The organism is uncultured Methylobacterium sp., assembly GCF_964251405.1.
Classification (GTDB): domain Bacteria; phylum Pseudomonadota; class Alphaproteobacteria; order Rhizobiales; family Beijerinckiaceae; genus Methylobacterium.
The window spans coordinates 1-16,937 of record NZ_CAXUJR010000078.1; the positions used below are offsets into that span (position 1 = coordinate 1).

Annotated in this window: 19 protein-coding genes; 11 read left to right on the top strand and 8 right to left on the bottom strand. The window is 67.0% G+C overall.

What is annotated here, in order from left to right; genetic code table 11:
- Positions 1-17: 17 nt before the first annotated feature.
- From ACFE7U_RS13630 to ACFE7U_RS13640, 3 genes are all read left to right on the top strand, one after another.
- On the top strand, positions 18-1,220 hold the full coding sequence (locus ACFE7U_RS13630; protein ID WP_375410280.1) for a pyridoxal phosphate-dependent aminotransferase: 1,203 nt from the start codon (positions 18-20) through the stop codon (positions 1,218-1,220).
- Positions 1,221-1,368: 148 nt separating this feature from the next.
- Positions 1,369-1,665, top strand: a complete 297-nt coding sequence (locus ACFE7U_RS13635) for a hypothetical protein (RefSeq protein ID WP_375410265.1) — start codon at positions 1,369-1,371, stop codon at positions 1,663-1,665.
- Positions 1,666-1,895: 230 nt separating this feature from the next.
- Positions 1,896-2,114, top strand: a complete 219-nt coding sequence (locus ACFE7U_RS13640; protein ID WP_375410266.1) for a hypothetical protein — start codon at positions 1,896-1,898, stop codon at positions 2,112-2,114.
- Positions 2,115-2,121: 7 nt separating this feature from the next.
- On the opposite strand, the gene ACFE7U_RS13645 is transcribed toward ACFE7U_RS13640, so the two are convergent.
- Complete coding sequence (locus ACFE7U_RS13645) at positions 2,122-2,511, bottom strand: hypothetical protein (RefSeq protein WP_375410267.1); 390 nt, start codon at positions 2,509-2,511, stop codon at positions 2,122-2,124.
- 310 nt (positions 2,512-2,821) lie between these two features.
- On the opposite strand from ACFE7U_RS13645, the gene ACFE7U_RS13650 reads away from it, so the two are divergent.
- Together ACFE7U_RS13650 and ACFE7U_RS13655 are read left to right on the top strand one after the other, a co-directional pair.
- Positions 2,822-3,031 carry a cold-shock protein gene (locus ACFE7U_RS13650; protein WP_055887763.1) on the top strand — a complete coding sequence of 70 codons (210 nt, stop codon included), beginning with the start codon at positions 2,822-2,824 and terminating at the stop codon, positions 3,029-3,031.
- Between the two features lie 207 nt (positions 3,032-3,238).
- On the top strand, positions 3,239-3,490 hold the full coding sequence (locus ACFE7U_RS13655) for an AsnC family transcriptional regulator (RefSeq protein ID WP_375410281.1): 252 nt from the start codon (positions 3,239-3,241) through the stop codon (positions 3,488-3,490).
- A 278-nt stretch (positions 3,491-3,768) separates the two neighbouring features.
- Here the strand turns inward: ACFE7U_RS13655 and ACFE7U_RS13660 are convergent, their stop codons facing one another.
- Positions 3,769-4,599, bottom strand: a complete 831-nt coding sequence (locus ACFE7U_RS13660; protein ID WP_375410268.1) for a 3'(2'),5'-bisphosphate nucleotidase CysQ — start codon at positions 4,597-4,599, stop codon at positions 3,769-3,771.
- A gap of 312 nt (positions 4,600-4,911) precedes the next feature.
- Here ACFE7U_RS13660 and ACFE7U_RS13665 point away from each other — a divergent pair, with 312 nt between their 5' ends.
- Entirely contained in the window at positions 4,912-5,424 is a 513-nt protein-coding gene (locus ACFE7U_RS13665; protein ID WP_375410269.1) for a DUF6101 family protein, read from the top strand.
- A gap of 10 nt (positions 5,425-5,434) precedes the next feature.
- On the opposite strand, the gene ubiA is transcribed toward ACFE7U_RS13665, so the two are convergent.
- Both ubiA and ACFE7U_RS13675 read right to left on the bottom strand, forming a co-directional pair.
- Complete coding sequence (gene ubiA, locus ACFE7U_RS13670; RefSeq protein WP_375410270.1) at positions 5,435-6,397, bottom strand: 4-hydroxybenzoate octaprenyltransferase; 963 nt, start codon at positions 6,395-6,397, stop codon at positions 5,435-5,437.
- Between the two features lie 19 nt (positions 6,398-6,416).
- On the bottom strand, positions 6,417-6,869 hold the full coding sequence (locus ACFE7U_RS13675; protein ID WP_375410282.1) for a hypothetical protein: 453 nt from the start codon (positions 6,867-6,869) through the stop codon (positions 6,417-6,419).
- A 301-nt stretch (positions 6,870-7,170) separates the two neighbouring features.
- On the opposite strand from ACFE7U_RS13675, the gene ACFE7U_RS13680 reads away from it, so the two are divergent.
- The 5 genes from ACFE7U_RS13680 (at position 7,171) to ACFE7U_RS13700 (ending at position 11,106) form a co-directional block, all read left to right on the top strand.
- On the top strand, positions 7,171-7,923 hold the full coding sequence (locus ACFE7U_RS13680) for a 16S rRNA (uracil(1498)-N(3))-methyltransferase (protein ID WP_375410271.1): 753 nt from the start codon (positions 7,171-7,173) through the stop codon (positions 7,921-7,923).
- A gap of 124 nt (positions 7,924-8,047) precedes the next feature.
- Positions 8,048-9,415 carry a glutamate--cysteine ligase gene (locus ACFE7U_RS13685; protein WP_375410272.1) on the top strand — a complete coding sequence of 456 codons (1,368 nt, stop codon included), beginning with the start codon at positions 8,048-8,050 and terminating at the stop codon, positions 9,413-9,415.
- A gap of 147 nt (positions 9,416-9,562) precedes the next feature.
- The gene (locus ACFE7U_RS13690) at positions 9,563-9,973 is read left to right on the top strand and encodes a hypothetical protein (RefSeq protein WP_375410273.1); all 411 of its coding nucleotides are present in this window, start codon (positions 9,563-9,565) and stop codon (positions 9,971-9,973) included.
- A gap of 168 nt (positions 9,974-10,141) precedes the next feature.
- Complete coding sequence (locus ACFE7U_RS13695) at positions 10,142-10,393, top strand: sulfurtransferase TusA family protein (RefSeq protein WP_375410274.1); 252 nt, start codon at positions 10,142-10,144, stop codon at positions 10,391-10,393.
- 140 nt (positions 10,394-10,533) lie between these two features.
- Complete coding sequence (locus tag ACFE7U_RS13700; protein WP_375410275.1) at positions 10,534-11,106, top strand: NUDIX domain-containing protein; 573 nt, start codon at positions 10,534-10,536, stop codon at positions 11,104-11,106.
- Between the two features lie 13 nt (positions 11,107-11,119).
- On the opposite strand, the gene ACFE7U_RS13705 is transcribed toward ACFE7U_RS13700, so the two are convergent.
- The 4 genes from ACFE7U_RS13705 to ACFE7U_RS13720 all read right to left on the bottom strand — a co-directional run.
- Entirely contained in the window at positions 11,120-11,806 is a 687-nt protein-coding gene (locus ACFE7U_RS13705; protein ID WP_375410276.1) for a WecB/TagA/CpsF family glycosyltransferase, read from the bottom strand.
- A 253-nt stretch (positions 11,807-12,059) separates the two neighbouring features.
- Positions 12,060-13,529: a GumC family protein gene (locus ACFE7U_RS13710; RefSeq protein ID WP_375410277.1), complete on the bottom strand. Its 1,470-nt coding sequence runs from the start codon at positions 13,527-13,529 to the stop codon at positions 12,060-12,062.
- Between the two features lie 397 nt (positions 13,530-13,926).
- Positions 13,927-15,021, bottom strand: a complete 1,095-nt coding sequence (locus tag ACFE7U_RS13715) for a glycosyltransferase (protein ID WP_375410278.1) — start codon at positions 15,019-15,021, stop codon at positions 13,927-13,929.
- A partial coding sequence (locus ACFE7U_RS13720) for a glycosyltransferase (protein WP_375410279.1) occupies positions 15,018-16,937 on the bottom strand: 1,920 nt, incomplete at its 5' end. The genes ACFE7U_RS13715 and ACFE7U_RS13720, both read right to left, overlap by 4 nt.

The following is a 16,937-nucleotide window of genomic DNA, read 5'->3' on the forward strand; positions in this document are numbered from 1 at the left end:
ATCAGGAGCATGCCGCCATGGGCTTTCTGTCCGACGCCCTTTCCCGCGTGAAGCCATCCGCGACCATCGCGATGACGCAGAAGGCGCGGGAGCTCAAAGCCCAGGGCATGGACGTGATCAGCCTGTCGGTCGGCGAGCCCGACTTCGATACGCCCGATCACATCAAGGATGCGGCGATCGAGGCGATCCGGCGCGGCGAGACCAAGTACCCGCCCGTCTCCGGCATCGTCCCCCTGCGCGAGGCTATCGCCAAGAAGTTCAAGCGCGAGAACGGGCTCGACTACAAGCCTTCGCAGACCATCGTCGGCACTGGCGGCAAGCACGTCATCTACAACGCTTTGCTGGCTACCCTGAACCCCGGCGACGAGGTCGTGATCCCGCGACCCTACTGGGTCTCCTACCCGGAGATGGTGGTCCTGTGCGGCGGCACGCCGGTCTTCGCCGAGACCGCCATGGCGCACGATTTCAAGCTCCAGCCCGAAGAGCTGGAGCGGGTGATCACGCCCAAGACCAAGTGGATCATCCTCAACTCGCCCTCGAACCCGTCCGGCGCGGCCTACGGACGCGACGAGATGAAGGCGATCACCGACGTCCTGATGCGCCACCCCCAGGTCTGGGTGCTCACCGACGACATGTACGAGCACCTCGTCTACGGCGACTTCGAGTTCGTGACCCCGGCCCAGGTCGAGCCCGCGCTCTACGAGCGTACGCTCACGATGAACGGCGTCTCGAAAGCCTATGCGATGACGGGCTGGCGCATCGGCTATGCGGCGGGTCCCGAGCACCTGATCAAGGCGATGGACTTCGTCCAGGGCCAGCAGACCTCGGGCGCTTCCTCGATCTCGCAATGGGCAGCGGTGGCCGCGCTGGACGGCACGCAGGAGCACCTCGCCCGGTTCAAGGCGGCCTTCCACGAGCGCCGCGACCTCGTCGTGTCGATGCTCAACCAGACCAAGGGCCTGAAATGCCCGACGCCCGAGGGGGCCTTCTACGTCTACCCGTCCTGCGCCGAGACGATCGGGCGCAAGACACCGGCCGGCAAGACCATCGAGACCGACGAGGATTTCGTGGTCGAGCTGCTGCAGGCCGAGGGCGTCGCCGCCGTTCACGGATCGGCCTTCGGCCTCGGACCGAACCTGCGCATCTCCTACGCCACGTCGAACACGGCGCTGGAGGAGGCGTGCAACCGGATCCAGCGATTCTGCGGCTCGTTGAGCTGACACCCGACCCGGCGCAGCCTTCGGCTGCGCCGTTCCGGGACGGATCCGATCGGGGCTCGGAAGCGTCCATTAGGGATCTTGGCGCAGATTGATCCGTGATCGGGGAACCGATCCTCGATCTTCCGCGCAAGCTCCGGACCAGACCACCATGCGACGCCTTCTGACGGGCGGCATCAAGGCGATCCTCGCGATCGCCGCCCTCTCCACCGCAGCCCATTGGGCCATGAGGGTCCAGCGCGAGCCGGCCCCGGAGACGCGTGCGATCGCAGCGATCCCGGCGGATCCCGTGACGACGGGCTCGATCACGCCTCAGCCGTCGTCGCGGGCCGTTGAGCCGGTCAAGGACATGGCCAACGGTCTCGACCAGCGGCGCCTGTCGGAACTCATCGCCGGCTCGGTGCCGGAAAAGGCCAAGCCGAAGCGCGCCGAGACCGCCAAGCGCTGAACTCTCACGACCGTCGCAGGACGCTTACATCCCTGCGTCCGTCGAACCGAGCGGGCTGATTGGGATCAGGCCCTCGGAATGGCGTCGCGGCTGCATGCCGCCTCGTCGACGGTTCCCCGAAGTCTCGCGAAGTGCGCAGCGCGACGGTCCCGGCTCGCGGCTCGATCAAGGGAACCGACCTTCGGAGGGGCTGTTGGTCTGTACACCCCAAAAACCGGAGGAGGCTCAGCATGGCCAATCCAGGCCTACCGATCCCCGAACCCCTGCCCGGCGGCATTCCAGGCAACCTGCCGATGCCGCCAACCCCCGACGAGCAGCCGGATATCGGGCCGACTGGGCCGCGCTCGCCTTATCCGGTCGACGATCCCGGTGTCGGCGAGCCGGGCGGCCCGGGATCCGAGCCGGATTATCTGCCCGGCGTCCCCACGGATCCCGGCGTGCGGATGTAGCGGACCGTCAGTGATCCCCGTGCGACGCACGCACGTCGCGCGGGGCGCTCAGGATCTCTGAGAGGCTCGTCGCGACGTGACGGGCCTCTTCGTCCGTCAGCCGGAGCTGGAACGGCGGCAGGGCGCCAGCCTGCAGGGCGACCACGGCCTGACCTTGTTCGTCGGTCCCGACCTCGATCGCCGATGAGGTCACCTCCAGCATGGCGATGTCCTCGTCGCTGAGATGTTCGAGCATCCCGCCGTCGTCCGGCTCATCGATCGCCGTGAGGAGTTGGCCCACGGCCTGAACGAGGGCCCGTGCCGCGCGGGCGTCCATCACGACGGCGGTCGATTGCTCGTCCTTCTGGAACGAGAGCTGGATGTTCGCGCCTTCGAGGGAAACCGAGATGCCCGCCATGGATTGCCTAACCGCATCGCCTAACCGCTTGGGACCGAACTCTTATATGCATGGCGTGGAGCGAAAAACACAGGGCCGTCGGCGTCGGTTCCGCGGACGCCGGAAGTCCCTCGGTGCCGCGATCGACGGCCGACGCCTTGTTGCCGCCGCATCCCCGACCTAAGTAGACTGTCGCGGGGATCGGTCAGACTGACGGCTGTGACAACAGGCGTCGGCAACCTTGCCGCTCCCGCAAGACTGACAATACCCGGTACGCCATGGCCAGCAATGGTCGACGTGCTCGGGACGTGAACGATACGAGGTTTTATTCGTGAATACCGGCACTGTTAAGTGGTTCAACGAGACCAAGGGCTACGGCTTCATCCAGCCGGACGACGGCGGTAAGGATGTGTTCGTTCACATCTCCGCGGTCGAACGGGCTGGCATGCGCAACCTCGTCGAGGGCCAGAAGATCTCCTACGAGATCCAGACGGACAAGCGCAGCGGCAAGGACTCGGCTGGAAACCTCCAGGCGGCCTGAGCCCCTCCGGCGACCGACGTGAGCGTCGGCGTCACCACGCCGGATGATGAGACCGGTCTCCGCTTTCCGACGATCGACTCCGGTGGGAGGAGGTTGCCGGACGGCACAATCGCCGTCGGCATCAGAGTGCCTGCGATGTAAAAGAGTTCAGGGCTTGTTCGCACAGCGACGCCCTTTGAAAACCAAGTGAAAGATAACAAGAAAAACATGATGTTCGAATACACCCGCCGTCGCGGCGTTCGTTCGCCGGTGACAGATGCGGCGACGTTCAATGTAGCACGCCTCAGGAAAGCCGGGTTCGGCAACCTCAACAATAAGAACAACCAGACCGTCGATCTCACAGACATGATCGACCAGTCCTATAACTATCATTCTCCCCGAGAGCTGCGCTGGCACCTTGCCGAGCGCTTTGGCTTGGCACCCTCGGCGGTCGCCCTGCGCGAGAGCGCTTCGGCCTGAGAGTCGATATGCCGGCGGACCGATCCGGACCGCTGGCACACCTTCTTCACATCACCCTGCTGTGTCGCGGACGTGCATCCCTGTCGATGACAGCGGGACAGGTGCCTGACTTTCCGCAAGGGCATCATCCGACTGGCGAATGGCCGCCGCAACGGCGGTCTTCCAGACGGCGATCGTGCAGGTCCCGTACATTTCGGATTCATGACCCGACCGTCTTCGCGAGGCGGATGGCCATCATGGGAGGAGTGCGTGGATCCGCTGACCAGTCCTTGTCCGCGTTAGCCGTGCTTGGCGAAGGCATCGACCACCGCTTCTCGAACGCCGCCGCATAGCGCGACGAGTTCACCGTGAACGGGATCGGGCCGGTTATAGGTCGTCGCCTCGCCGTCGAGCTCGATGACCGCTCCGCCGGCCTCTCGCAGGATGAGATCGGCCGCCGCGAGATCCCAGTCACGGGCATTCGACGAGACCAAGCCGATATCGATGGTGCCGTCCGCCACCCTGGCGATCCGCAACGCCAGTGACGGGACACGGTCGATCGGGATCATGGCCGGCTTGACCCCGGCCGCCGTGGCACCTCTGGCCAAGCGCTCGATCATCGTCTTCGGGCCCGTGACGCGGGCGCCCTCGATCCGGTCCTGCATCGATGCAGTGATGGCGTGCCCATTGCAGGTCGCTCCCCCGCCGGCGACGGCCTCATAGAAGCGATCTGTCACGGGTGCGTGGACGAAGCCCAGCATCGGTTCGCCGCCAACCAGGAGAGCGACGGCGATCGACCAATCCGGGTGACCCGACAGGAAGGCACGGGTGCCGTCGATCGGGTCGACGATCCAGACGAAGTCGTTGCCGAGCCTCAGAGCGTCGTCGATGGTCTCCTCCGAGAGCCACGCTGCCTGCGGCAGGAGGCTGCTCAGGCGCACCTTCAGGAAGGTATCGACCGCCACATCCGCCTCCGTCACCGGCGAGCCACCGGATTTCGACCAGACGCGCGCCCGGGTTTGCGCACCCGCTCGGAAGAAAGGAAGCGCGAGCGCCGCCGCTTCACGGATGGTCTCGCGCAGGGCAGGAAGCAGCGCGCGCACGGCATCAGGGGTCATCGAGGCGGACATACGGCTCCGTGTGGCTGTCGAGCGAGGGGCGTGCGAGCAAAGCCGGCGCACGGGCCGGCCCACCCTATCCACCACCGCTCGCTGCGTTGTAGGGCGCCGTGGGGGTCGCCACAAGGATCGCGGCGGCAAGGCCGATAGAACGGGCTTTCGACGATCGGCACAAGGAACTGTTGAGCATTCCGCTGGCTTTCACCAAAGCCACGGTCGCTTAACTGTCACTCTTAAGGTCGTCGGAGGAGTTGAGACGCGAATGTGCTTGTCATGACGCACGGTCCGACTGTGCCCAAGACAAGCAAGAAGGTTTGCTTTGCAATGAAGACTTCAGCAACCATCTCCACCGGAACGCATCCCGCGCTTGCCCAGGACGGTGTCTCGTCCGTCCAGGTCGATGTCGCGCTCACGCGCCTGCCGATGTTCGGCCGGATCGCCGGGGGGTCGGTTGCCAACGGCGTCGCTTTGAGCTTCGCAACCGACGAGGCCGAGGCCTGCGGCGAGGACCGATTCGCCCTTCTCATCGTTGATGGCGAGGGGAACACCTTGAGCCGGCTCGGTCCGTTCACCGAGGACGATGTCGTCGCCATCTGGCGCGACGTAGCGGCGAAATCCGGCCTGCCGCGAATGATCGTGCGGGAGGATGGGGAACTCGCCATGGTGTCGCGCCAGCTCGGTCCGGTCGCCCTCGGGACCACCCGCTCCCGCCGTCGTCACGGCTTCCTGAACAATCGCCGTCCGCGCTTCCTCGTGCGCCGCAAGACCGGACAGCTTCCGGTGCGTCCGCTGATCCATCGCGGCGAATCCGAGATCATCAGCGGCGCCCTCTCCTAGACGCAGTCCTCTACGCGCCGGGGATGCCTTGCCAGGCCGCGTCGGCGGCAAGGCCGACGAACAACACCAGGCCTGCATCGCGGTTGGAGCGGAACAGCGAGAGCGCTCCACGCCCGTCACGATCGCGAAGTTGCGAAACCTGCCGTGCCAGATGAGCGGCGAACAGCGCGATCCCCAGAGTTCCGACCGGGCCGATCCCCGCCTGCCATCCCGCCGCACCCACGAGGATGACGGCAAGGCCGTAGCAGAGCCCGACGGCCGGTCTCACGCGATCGCCGAAGAACCGCGCCGAGGAGCGGATGCCGGCGATCTCGTCGTCCTCGATGTCCTGCACCGCGTAGATCGTGTCGTAGCCGATCACCCAGGCGATCGTCCCGGCATAGAGCAATACCGCGGGTGCTTCGATAGTACCGAAGACGGCCACCCATCCCATCAGCGCACCCCACGCGAAGGCGAGGCCGAGCACGAGCTGCGGCATCGGCATGACCCGTTTCATGAACGGGTAGATCGCCACCGGTACGAGGGAGGCGATGCCGACGGCGATCGCGGTGCCGTTGAACTGCAGAAGGACCAAAAGGCCGACGAGGGCCTGCGCCACCAGGAAGAATGCGGCATCGCGCGTGCGCAGCTGGCCCGAGGGCAGGGGACGGCCGCGGGTGCGCTCGACTCTGGCGTCGAGGTCGCGGTCGGCGATGTCGTTGTAGGTCGAGCCGGCGCCGCGCATGGCGATCGCGCCGACGAGGAACAGCAGCAGATGCAAAGGGTCGGGATAAGGGCGATGCGCCGCGACTGCCGCCAGGGCCGATGACCACCAGCAGGGCAGGAGCAGCAGCCACCAGCCGACCGGCCGGTCGATCCGCGCCAGTCGCAGATAGGGCCGCGCGGCGCGCGGTGCCCATCCGTCGACCCAATGCCCGGCGACCGCGTCCGCGACGCGGCCCTCCACCACAGGTGGTTCCGTCACGCCCGCCACCGGCCGGCGTGCTCGACGATCAGAGCGCGCCCTGCGGCATCTTCAGGCTGCCGGTGAGACCGGGGCCGCCGAGGAGGCCGCCACTGCCGCCGCCATTCTGGGCCTGGGCCCGCGCCTGCGATTCCATCTTGGACGCTTGAGCGGCCACCGTGCAGACCTTGGTCTTGATGCCGACGACCTTGGTGTGGTCGGCCTTGAAGCCGTCCGCGAAGGAATCGGGGATCGAGCACCATTCCTTGTTGGCGGCGATCCACTTCATGCCTTCGGAGCCGTTGGTCTGAAGCTTACCGAACAACGCGCAGGCCGCCTGCGGCGTCATCTTGTTCTTCGAGTTCGAAGCGACGTTCGCCTTGGCGACAAGGTCCTTCCGGGCCTGCAGCGTCTTCTGGATCTCACCGCACTCGGCGCTCTGCGCGAGGGCAGTGTCGACCGCCGATGCGCTGCCGACGACCGCAAGGATCGCCATGGCCATACGCTTGAAAGACATCTCTCATCTCCCTCTCACCCGAACGGTCCTCAGGAAAAACCCGAGCTCACCGTCCGCGTGCCGCACCAACGAAACCCTCTAGAATCGCGCATGGTCGGCGCCATCCCGAATGGTTGCCCTTTCCGCATAGGAATGTGGCGTCTTTCGAGCCGCAAAGGATCGTGGCGGCTCAGGTGTGGGCAACATCGCGAAAAGACGTCGCTGTGGCATTTCTGCAAGCCGCTCGACGGGGCGGCCCGGAAGCATCCGCGTTGACAGCCGACCGGCGGCACGCGACGACGCCGCCATGGCCGCCTACGACTTCACCGCGCCCCGCCTGTTCATCGACCGGCCGATGAGCGCCGCCGCGACGCTCCCCCTCGACCGGGCGCAGGCGAATTATCTCCTCAACGTCCTGCGCCGCGGACCCCAGGATCCCGTCCTCGTCTTCAATGGCCGCGACGGCGAATGGCGTGCCGAGATCGTCCAGAACGGCCGCAAGAGCGCGGATCTTCGGCTGGGCGAACGGACGCGGCCGCAGCCGGCAGCGGCCGATCTCCATTATCTGTTCGCCCCGCTCAAGAGCGCCCGCCTCGACTACATCGCCCAGAAGGCCGTCGAGATGGGCGCCGGGACGATCCGGCCGGTCTTCACCCGCTATACGCAGGGCGAGCGGCTCAACGCCGAGCGCCTGCGTGCCAACGCCATCGAGGCGGCCGAGCAATGCGGCATCCTGGCCATTCCCGACCTGCCCGCCGCGGCACGCCTGCCGATCGCCCTCGCCGAGCTTGCCCCGGACCGGCTCCTCGTCTTCTGCGACGAGGACGCGCCGGTCAGCGACCCGATTGCCGCTCTCAGGGCTGCGGCCGGTCCGGCGAATGCGCCTCCGCTCGCCGTCCTGATCGGCCCCGAAGGCGGGTTCGCTCCAGAGGAACGCGCGCTCATCCTGGCGAGGGCCAACACCGTGGCGCTGTCCCTAGGTCCGCGGATCCTGCGGGCCGATACGGCCGCCGTGGTGGCGCTGGCCCTGGTGCAGTCTGTGCTCGGCGACACACGCTGACGCAGGGCGTGCGTTGTTCGCCCTTGTCGCCTGGACTAAGGAGGCGACATCATCGGGGAGCGGTCTGCTCCCATCCGGCGTGCCTCCCTATCGGGATACGACCCTTTTCACCGCGAGGCAGCGCATGGCGCGCGATACGTCCGACACTACGCCGCTCACCACGCGCGACGAACTCATCGCCTGGTTCGCTGCCGGCGAGAAACCTCGCACGCGTTTCGCGATCGGCACCGAGCACGAGAAGATCCCGTTCTACCGGGCCGGCCATCAACCCGTCCCCTATGACGGGGAGCACGGCATCAGGGCTCTCCTCGAGGGGCTCGCGCGCCGCACCGGCTGGGAGGCGATCGAGGATGCCGGCCATGTCATCGGCCTCGCCGATGCAGAGGGCGGCGCGATCTCCCTCGAGCCCGGCGGACAGTTCGAACTGTCCGGCGCTCCGCTGCCCGACATCCACGCCACCGTCGCGGAACTTCACGCCCATCTCGACGCGGTCGCCGCCCTCGCCGACCCGATTGGCATCGGCTTCCTCGATCTCGGCATGAGCCCGAAATGGACGCGGGCCGAGACGCCGGTGATGCCGAAGAGCCGCTACCGCATCATGGCCGCCTACATGCCCAAGGTCGGCACGCTCGGCCTCGACATGATGCTGCGCACCGCCACCGTTCAGGTGAACCTCGACTTCTCTTCCGAAGCCGACATGGCCGCCAAGATGCGGGTTGCGCTCGCCCTCCAGCCCATCGCCACCGCGCTCTTCGCGAACTCGCCGTTCACCGACGGACGTCCCAACGGCTTCCTGTCCCGTCGTTCCGAGATCTGGCGCCATACCGATCCGGATCGCACCGGCATGCTGCCGCAGGCGTTCGAGGAGGGCTTCGGGTACGAGACCTATGTCGACTGGCTCCTCGACATGCCGATGTATTTCGTCAAGCGCGGCGAAACCTATCACGACGTCTCCGGAGCCTCGTTCCGTGACCTCATGGCAGGTCGTCTGGCGGCATTGCCCGGCGAATACGCGACCGTGTCGGATTGGGCGAACCACGCATCGACCGCCTTCCCGGAGGTGCGCCTCAAGCGTTTCATCGAGATGCGCGGGGCCGATGTCGGCGGCCCGGCAATGATCGCCGCACAGTCGGCCTTCTGGGTCGGTCTCCTCTACGACAACACGGCTTTGGCTGATGCCGGTGCCCTCGTTCGTGACTGGCACGCGACCGACCGCGAATCCCTGCGGGCGACCGTGCCGCGGCTCGGCCTCGCCGCAATGGTCGCGGGGCGCAGCGTCGGAACGGTGGCCGCCGAGGCCTTGACTATCGCGCGGCGCGGCCTTGCGGCGCGAGCACGCCGGGACGAAGCCGGGCGCGACGAGACCGTCTATCTCCAGCCGCTGGAAGCGATCATCGCGTCGGGTCGCTCCCTGGCCGAGGAGCATCTCGCCGCGTTCGAACGATCCTGGCAGCGCTCCGTGGAGCCGGCGTTCCGGGATTGTACCTTCTGAGCGAGCGCGGCGGATGGCGGCAGAGCAGGCCCGCTCCGTGCGGCCCAAGGTCGTGCCGGCGCGCACGCATGGAACTCCACCGTTCGGCTACGGTTCATCTTGTCTGTGGTCTTTAACACCTACATTCACGAGATGGAGATTTCTCGCATGTCGCGCATCATGTCTCTCGCCCTCGCCGGAACCACTGCCGTCGGCATGATGGCCGGATCGTTCACCCCATCCCAGGCTGCGCCGATGCCGGCGGTGAATGCCGGGCAGATCGCCGGGCAGGCAAATCACGTTGAGGAAGTCCGCTATCGTGGCCGCGGCTATTACGGCGGCGGTTACGGCCGTGGTTACGGCCGCCGCGGCTACGGCGGCGGTGGTGCCCTTGCAGCTGGCGCGGCCCTCGGCATCATCGGCGGTGCGTTGGCTGCCAGCGCGGCGCCCCGCTACGGCTATTACGATGGTGGATACGGTGGCTATGCCCGTCCGGTCTATGGCTACGGCGGATATGGCGGCTACGCCCGTCCCGTCTATGGCTACCCGGCCTATGGCTACGGCTACTACGGCTACTGAGATCGTTCGCGAGGTCCGGGTTCGATAATCTCCGAACCTCTCCAGGATCGCGGTTGATCAAGACCCCGCCGGCATCGCGCCGGCGGGGTCTTTTCATGGCGGCAGGCCTTTGACGAAGGCAGGCCTTTGCATGAAGGGAGCTCTTTGCAGGAGCGGGGGACGCGGCCGATGAGTGAGACCGTGCCGCACACCGAACTCGATCTCACCGGCCTGAAATGCCCGCTTCCCGTCCTGCGGACCCGTCGGGCATTGCGCCTCCTCGGGCCAGGGCAAACCCTCAGCGTGGTCTGCACAGATCCCCTCTCCGCCATCGACATCCCCCATCTGGTGCGCGAGGAGGGCGATCGTCTGGAGGGTCAGGATCGGTTCGACGGCGTCTTACGGTTCGTCATCCGAAAATCCGACGTCCCGTTGAGGTGAAACGCCGTCCGTCATGACCGAACGGTCTGTCCCGACGCTTTCGACCGCCTCATTCCTGCGCCATCTCTGTTGCTAACCGCGGCCAACAGGTCCGGTGTCCCGCCATCGGGCGCGACCGTCGTCAGGCCGAGAGGGACAGCATGGCACCGGTCATCAATGGCACCCGCACCCTCCATGATGGCTGGAGCCGCTTCCTCGTGGCCGAGATCACCCTCGAGGACGGGACCCGCATCAAGCGCGAGATCGAGGATCACGGCCGGGCCGTCGCGGTGCTGCCCTACGATCCGGTCCGTCGGGTCGCTCTGCTCGTGGAGCAGTTCAGGCCGCCGACCTTCCTGGCCGCCGGACTCACATCGCTGCTCGAGGTACCGGCAGGGCTCCTCGACGAAGCCAACCCTGAAGAGGGAGCACGGCGCGAGGTCAGCGAGGAAGCCGGCGTCACGCTGCATGACCTCGAACATGTCACAACCGGCTGGAGCATGCCCGGCATCTCGACGGAGCAGATCGACCTCTACCTCGCCGCCTACGATGCCGCCGACCGCCATGGTGGCGGTGGCGGCCTCGCCGAGGAGCAGGAGAACATCGGCGTCCACGAGATCGATCTCGCCACCCTGGCCGCCATGAGCGATGCCGGCGCGATCAGCGACATCAAGACTCTCATGCTGGTCTTCGCCCTGAGGCTGCGCCACCCGGCGCTGTTCGGCCCGGCCTGATCGGCGACGCTTCTCAGGCCTTGGACGAGAACGGGTCAGGCTTCGACCGAATCTCGACCGGCGGATTGCCGGGTCGGTCCGAGTACGCGGTTCCGAGCAGCGAGAGAAACCGCCACGACTTGATGAAGTACCGGCGGAACAGCCGTCGCGGGTCCTGCGCGAAGCGGAACAGCCATTCGAGGCCGCTGCGCTGCATGAAGAGCGGCGCCCGTGGCTGCAAACCCATGATGACGCCCAGGGCGCCACCGACCGCGACCACGAGCGGTGCTCCGATGGCAGCGCCCTGCTGGTCGACCCAGATTTCGGATTTCGGTGCCCCGATCGCCATGATCAGGAGCGTCGTCCCGTGAACGCGGATTCGCTCGGCAAGCTCTGCGCCGTAGGCGGCATCTTGCTCGAAGCCCAACGGCGGCACGACGAAGGCCACCGCCTCCGGGGTGCCGCCCCCGCGAAGGATGTAGGCCGTGGCCGCCTGGCCGATCCGCTCGTTGGCACAGACGACGAAGGCCCGTCCCTCGGTCGCCCAGTGGCGCGCGAGGGCACTGTCGAGGATATCGTGACCGGTGATGCGACGGGCGTCCCGCGCGCCGCGAAGGCGCGCGAGCCAGACCAGAGGCATGCCGTCGAGCGTGCGTGCAGCCGCCCCATCATAGGCCCGGCGGAATGCAGGGCTCTCCGACAGGGTAATGATGTGGTCCATGTTGGTGGTCACGATCAGCCGCGGCCGTGCCCTGCCGGCCGAGTCAGCGACGGTGAGGATATCGTCCGCACTTCCCCTGACGAAATCCAGCCCGAACAATCTTATTGCCATGGGTGGGGTACCGCCGGAGCAGGATGCCCTTCTCCCGCCGTTCCCGACTCCGTCGTCAGACCCCTTGTCATCGTCCACGCCAATCCATGAGCGTAAAGCGTCCGGACGCCGTAGAAGGTCCATTCCGCTGCCTCCATGATCATCAAGCATCGATCGCCCGAAAGCTGCGGCCATGGGGGACAGGAGCTGTCTTGGAGCGTCTCCGGTCCCGACCGGCGCCGAGCAGAAGGGCGATCCCGGCTCCCACCATCAGGCCGAGTCCCAAGACCAAGGGGAGGACGACCTTGGGAGAGGGCGGCCAGCTTCGCACACGCGCTGGCGTCGCGGAGGAGATGACGCGGACATTGGCGTTGTTCAGCCGCTCCTGCTCGTTCGTCTCGCGCGACCGGCGCAGGAAGGTCTCGTAGACGGCCTTGCGCGATTCGAGTTCCCGTTCGAGCTCGCGCAGGCCGACATTGGCGCGGTCGTTGGCGGCGGTCTCGACCTTGGCGGCCTCGAGGCTCTTGCGGATGGCGGTCTCGCTCGCGGCCGAGCGGTCGTAATCCTTCTGCGAGTTGTCGATGATGCGTTCCTTCTCCCGCTGGATCAGCCGCTGGAGGTCGCGCTGCTGCGCATATTGCTCCGCCATGGCGGGATGACGCTCTCCGAGGCGGGTGGCGAGCTCGGCTGTGTTGCGCGAGAGCGTCGCATATTGCTGCCGGAGGTTCTGCATCTCGGTCGATTGCAGCATCTCCGGTAAAGCGGTTCCCGCCTCGCCCGCCCGCATGCGCTTGGCTTGGCCGAGGCGCTCGCGCGCCTCCGCGGCCCGGATCGAGGCGGTGACGAGCTGCTGGTTGAGGTCGCCGAGCTGCTGGTCGCTGAGAAGGCGACCGCTGGTGCTCACGAGCTTGTTGTCCTGGCGATAGCGAACAACCTTGCGCTCGGCTTCCTCCACCCCCTGCCGAAGGGTGGCAAGCCGCCCCGTAAGCGACTCGGAGGCGCGCCGCGCCACGTCCGTTCTCGCCGCCGCCTCTTCGGCGAAGAACGCGTCGCCGATGGCGTTGGCGATCCGTGCCGACTTCTCGGGATCCTGGGTCTCGACGATGACGTCGATGACGAAGGTGCGCTCCGGACGGCGTACCGTGGTCTTCAGCCGCAGAGCATCGAGGGCGAGGTTGACCGGATCGCGGCCACCCGGCGGAGGCTCCATGCCAAGGACCTGCTTGATGCCGTTGATCAGCGGGCTGGCGGAAGGGGGGCGAAGGAACTCGTCGTCGTCGGCGAGATCCAGCTTGCGAACGACCCGGCGCAGGACGTTGTCGGATTGGATGACCCGAACCTGGCTCTCGGCGAGGGATACCCCGCTATCGGCCTGCGGCGTCCGGTTGCTGATGTCGTTGTCGAGGACGCGCAGATCGGCCGGATCGACCAGGATCTGGATGCCGGAGGTGTAGCGCGGCGGCAGGATGGTGAGCACAGCCACCGCCAATGTGACCATGAAGAGGACGCTCAGCACGATGAAGCCGAAGCCCTGCCGAAGTCGGCGAAGGAGAACCTTGGCATCGGGGCCGGGCCTGACCGGCGCTGCCGCCATCACCGGCTCACCCCTGATGTTGTTCCCAAACTCGAACATCGATTCCGTTCCCCGAACGTGACGCCCTCGGCACGATTTTCAAGACCGTGACCGTTTCGATGCAAGACCGTGCTGCTTCGGCACAACCGGCCCGCTCGAAACTGGGAGCGTGGGAAACTTTGCACTGACCATGCCATGCTTTCCGGGGTGCTCGATCAGGGCTCGCGGATGTGTCGGCCGTTGAAGGATGGGAACGTTGTAGATCTGATGGGAGCAACGCTCACCCTTGACTAGTGCATGACCTCCGACGTGGGGAATAGGTCCGCAGCAAAAGCTTGTGTGAATACAAGATTTATGACCGCTTGGGCGGGGCTGGGCCGACGATGAGTGGCGCACGGGCCGGCGGCGGAACCGGCCGAGGTGGAACTTGTCGAGTCCGTGGATATCCGCCGATGGATCAGGCCGGTGCGACGATACCGTCGAGGTCGTCGGCGTAGGCATCGTCGCCTATGTCGAGGAAGGCGCGGAAACGCTCGGCATCCCTGGCCGCGAGGACGTTCCAACGCTCGACATTGGGCCGGGCTTGTTCCGCCATCGCGCGGATCCGACCGTCGCGCAGGCCCTGGATCAGGGTCGCGGCAGCTTTTTCCGGGTCGGATGGGGTGATGAACATCCCCGATGCGCCGAGGACCTCGGAAAAGACCTCGCCTTCCGGCGCGACGACCGGCAATCCACCATGCTGGGCTTCGAGGAGCGGCAGGCCGAGGCCCTCGGCGCGGGAGGTCGACATCAGGAGATGGCATCGCGCGACCAGGGCTCTGAGGCCGCCGTCGTCGAGATAGCCATGGACCGTGAGGAACGGCGGCGGGTCGGCCAGGAAGGCGTGGCGGCCCCAGCCGGTTCTCCCGACGAGGTGAAGTTCGACCGCGATCCCGGCGGCGTGGAGCGCTGCCGCGATGGCGATCATGGCCGGGTAATCCTTTCGCGGCTCGATCGTGCCGATGGCGAGGAGGCGCAGGGGTTCGCCGAGACGGTGAGTGGCCGGCCCCGGCAACTCGGCGAGACCGAAGACGTCGCGGACGCGCGGCCGCATCAGCGCCACGAGCGCGTCGCGTCGGCAGAACGCCCGGAGCGCGAGACCGGTGGTCCGCGAGTTCACCAGGAAGCGGCGCCCGAGGCGGGCCGCGAAGGCAAAGCTCGGCGCCATGTAGAGCCGGCTCCTCCAATTCAGCTCCTGCGATCGCGTGATGAGGAACGTGTCATGGACGTAGGTGATGCAGCGCGTGCCCAGCGCCATCGACAATGGGCCGGGTGGAAAGCCCGGGAACACGAACAGCGCGGAGCGGTCGGCGAGGCCGAGCGCCGGCAGGCCGATCTGCTGCCAGGCGATGAGGCTCGCGAGGCTCGTGCTTCGGATCTCGCGAACCTCGTGCGGCGCCAGCGCCTGCGACGAGAGGAGATACGTCGCGACCCGCTCGATACCGGTCACATGGCCGCGGAGATGGGTCTGATCGACGTAGATCCGTCGCGGCGTCCCGCCATGCCCCGTCACGGCCTCGTCCCGAGGCGACGGCGCACCATGCTGGAGACGTGGAGAAGCCGTCTCAGCCAGAACGGCATTCCCCGCCCGAGCAGTACGTGCTTGATGCGCCGCAGGGTCCTCATGGCCGGATGGGATCGCGTCGGCACTGTTCCGGCATGGCCCGGGTCACGCGCCTTGGCGAAGGCGAAGTGACCGAGGAGGGCAGGGTCGAACCGGAACCGGCCCGACCGGTCCTGCGCCGAACCGATGCCGCGCGACGCGAGCACATCCTGCAGCCGCAACGCAGCGGCAGCATAGCTGTTGCGATTCTCCAGAGCGATGCGTCCCCAGGCGCCGAGATGTCGGCGCAAGCCTTCGTCCTCGATCAACCGCGACAGCTCTGCCGCGAGGTCGTCCGCTCGTTCCGATGCCAGGATATTCGAAACCACGAGAACACCCGAGACGCCGTCGATGACCGCCGTGGTCAGTCCGCACGAGCGATAGGCCACGGTCGGCGTGCCGCAAAGGCCAGCCTCGATCGGCGTCTGACCGAGGGTCTCGGTCTGGCTGGCGGTGACGTAGACGTCGCAGGCTCCATACCAATCGGCCAAGGTCGCCTCGTCCCCGATCGGGCCCGTGGAGATGAGGGTGGACAGACCGAAGACCGATGGATCGTCGAGGCGGCCGACAGCGACGAAGCTGATCCCGTGGCGCGCAACCTTCCGCAATGCAGCCGAAAGGTCGGCGAACCCCTTGCCCGGAGCGTCGACGATGACGGCGCCGAACATGACGATGACGTCGCCCTCGGGCAGGCCGAGGCGCTGCCTCAGTGTCGCGCGGTCGCCCGGCTGGAACACACCCGTCGGAAATGCCAGCGCGATCTCCGCGATGTCCGTGCCCGGCGGTGCGAGTTCGTGGGCGGCCAGCGCCGTCCAGGCGGAATTCGCCAGGAGCAGTGGGGCGATGGATCCGCCCAGGACGTCCTGCTTGTCGGCATAGGCGCGCGCGATCCGGCTCGGGCTCAGCTGCGGATATTGATCGGGCGATGGGCACCGGGTGTCGCAGCCGGTCGCGATCAGCCGACAGCCCTTCGGGAAGGCGCAACGCCCGGTGAGGGGAAACAGGTCGTGGAGAACGATCGCGACGGGAAGGTGGGCCGCCAGCCGCGCGAGGAAGCGCGTGCCCCGGGTCACGCCGTGGACGTTGCCGACGAGGACGAGGTCGTGCCCGCCGGCGACGATCGCGGCCTCCGAACGCGGGAAGGTGTCCGTCCATTCCGCGGCCGCGGGCGGCGATTCCTGCGCCAGGATGCGATGCGTGATCCGGTGGCCGGCCAGTCTCAGGGCGTCGCTCAGGCGCCGATGCGCGATACCGGCCCCTGCCGTGTAGCCGAGATCCGTCAAGGCGACGATGGATAGGCCTTCGGATGCCGCGGGCGTATGCCAACGGCCGTTGGAAGCCTGCCGCAGCAGCACCGGCCGTCCGATCCTCGCCAGACGCGCCCCATCAGCCGCCAGCCGGTGCCAGAGGCTCGAGCTCGGACGGTCAGCCGGGCGGACGAGCCCGCCGGCTTTCCGAACGGCCGCCCAATCCAAGAGGAATTCGCCGCCGGTCACCGCAATGTCATCGGCCGTGGCAAGGAGGGCCGCCTCGACCGGACCCGACGGATGCGCCACGACGTCGATACCGGTCACGCCGCGATCGAAGAGGATTCGAAGGCCGACGACGACCTGGGCACCCGTCAGTGCGGCCTCCAAAGCCATGGCGGCCAACGCACCGGGAGCAAGGAGATCGCCGGCGCGGACCAGGACGATGTACCGTGTGGCCGGATCGGCCAGAGCTGCAGCCTCGGCGGAATCCACCGACTCGACCACGGCGTGGTGGCCGTTCGGATAGGCTTGGCGTTCGATCGATGCGAACGTCGCCGTCAGCCCCCGGCGATCCGT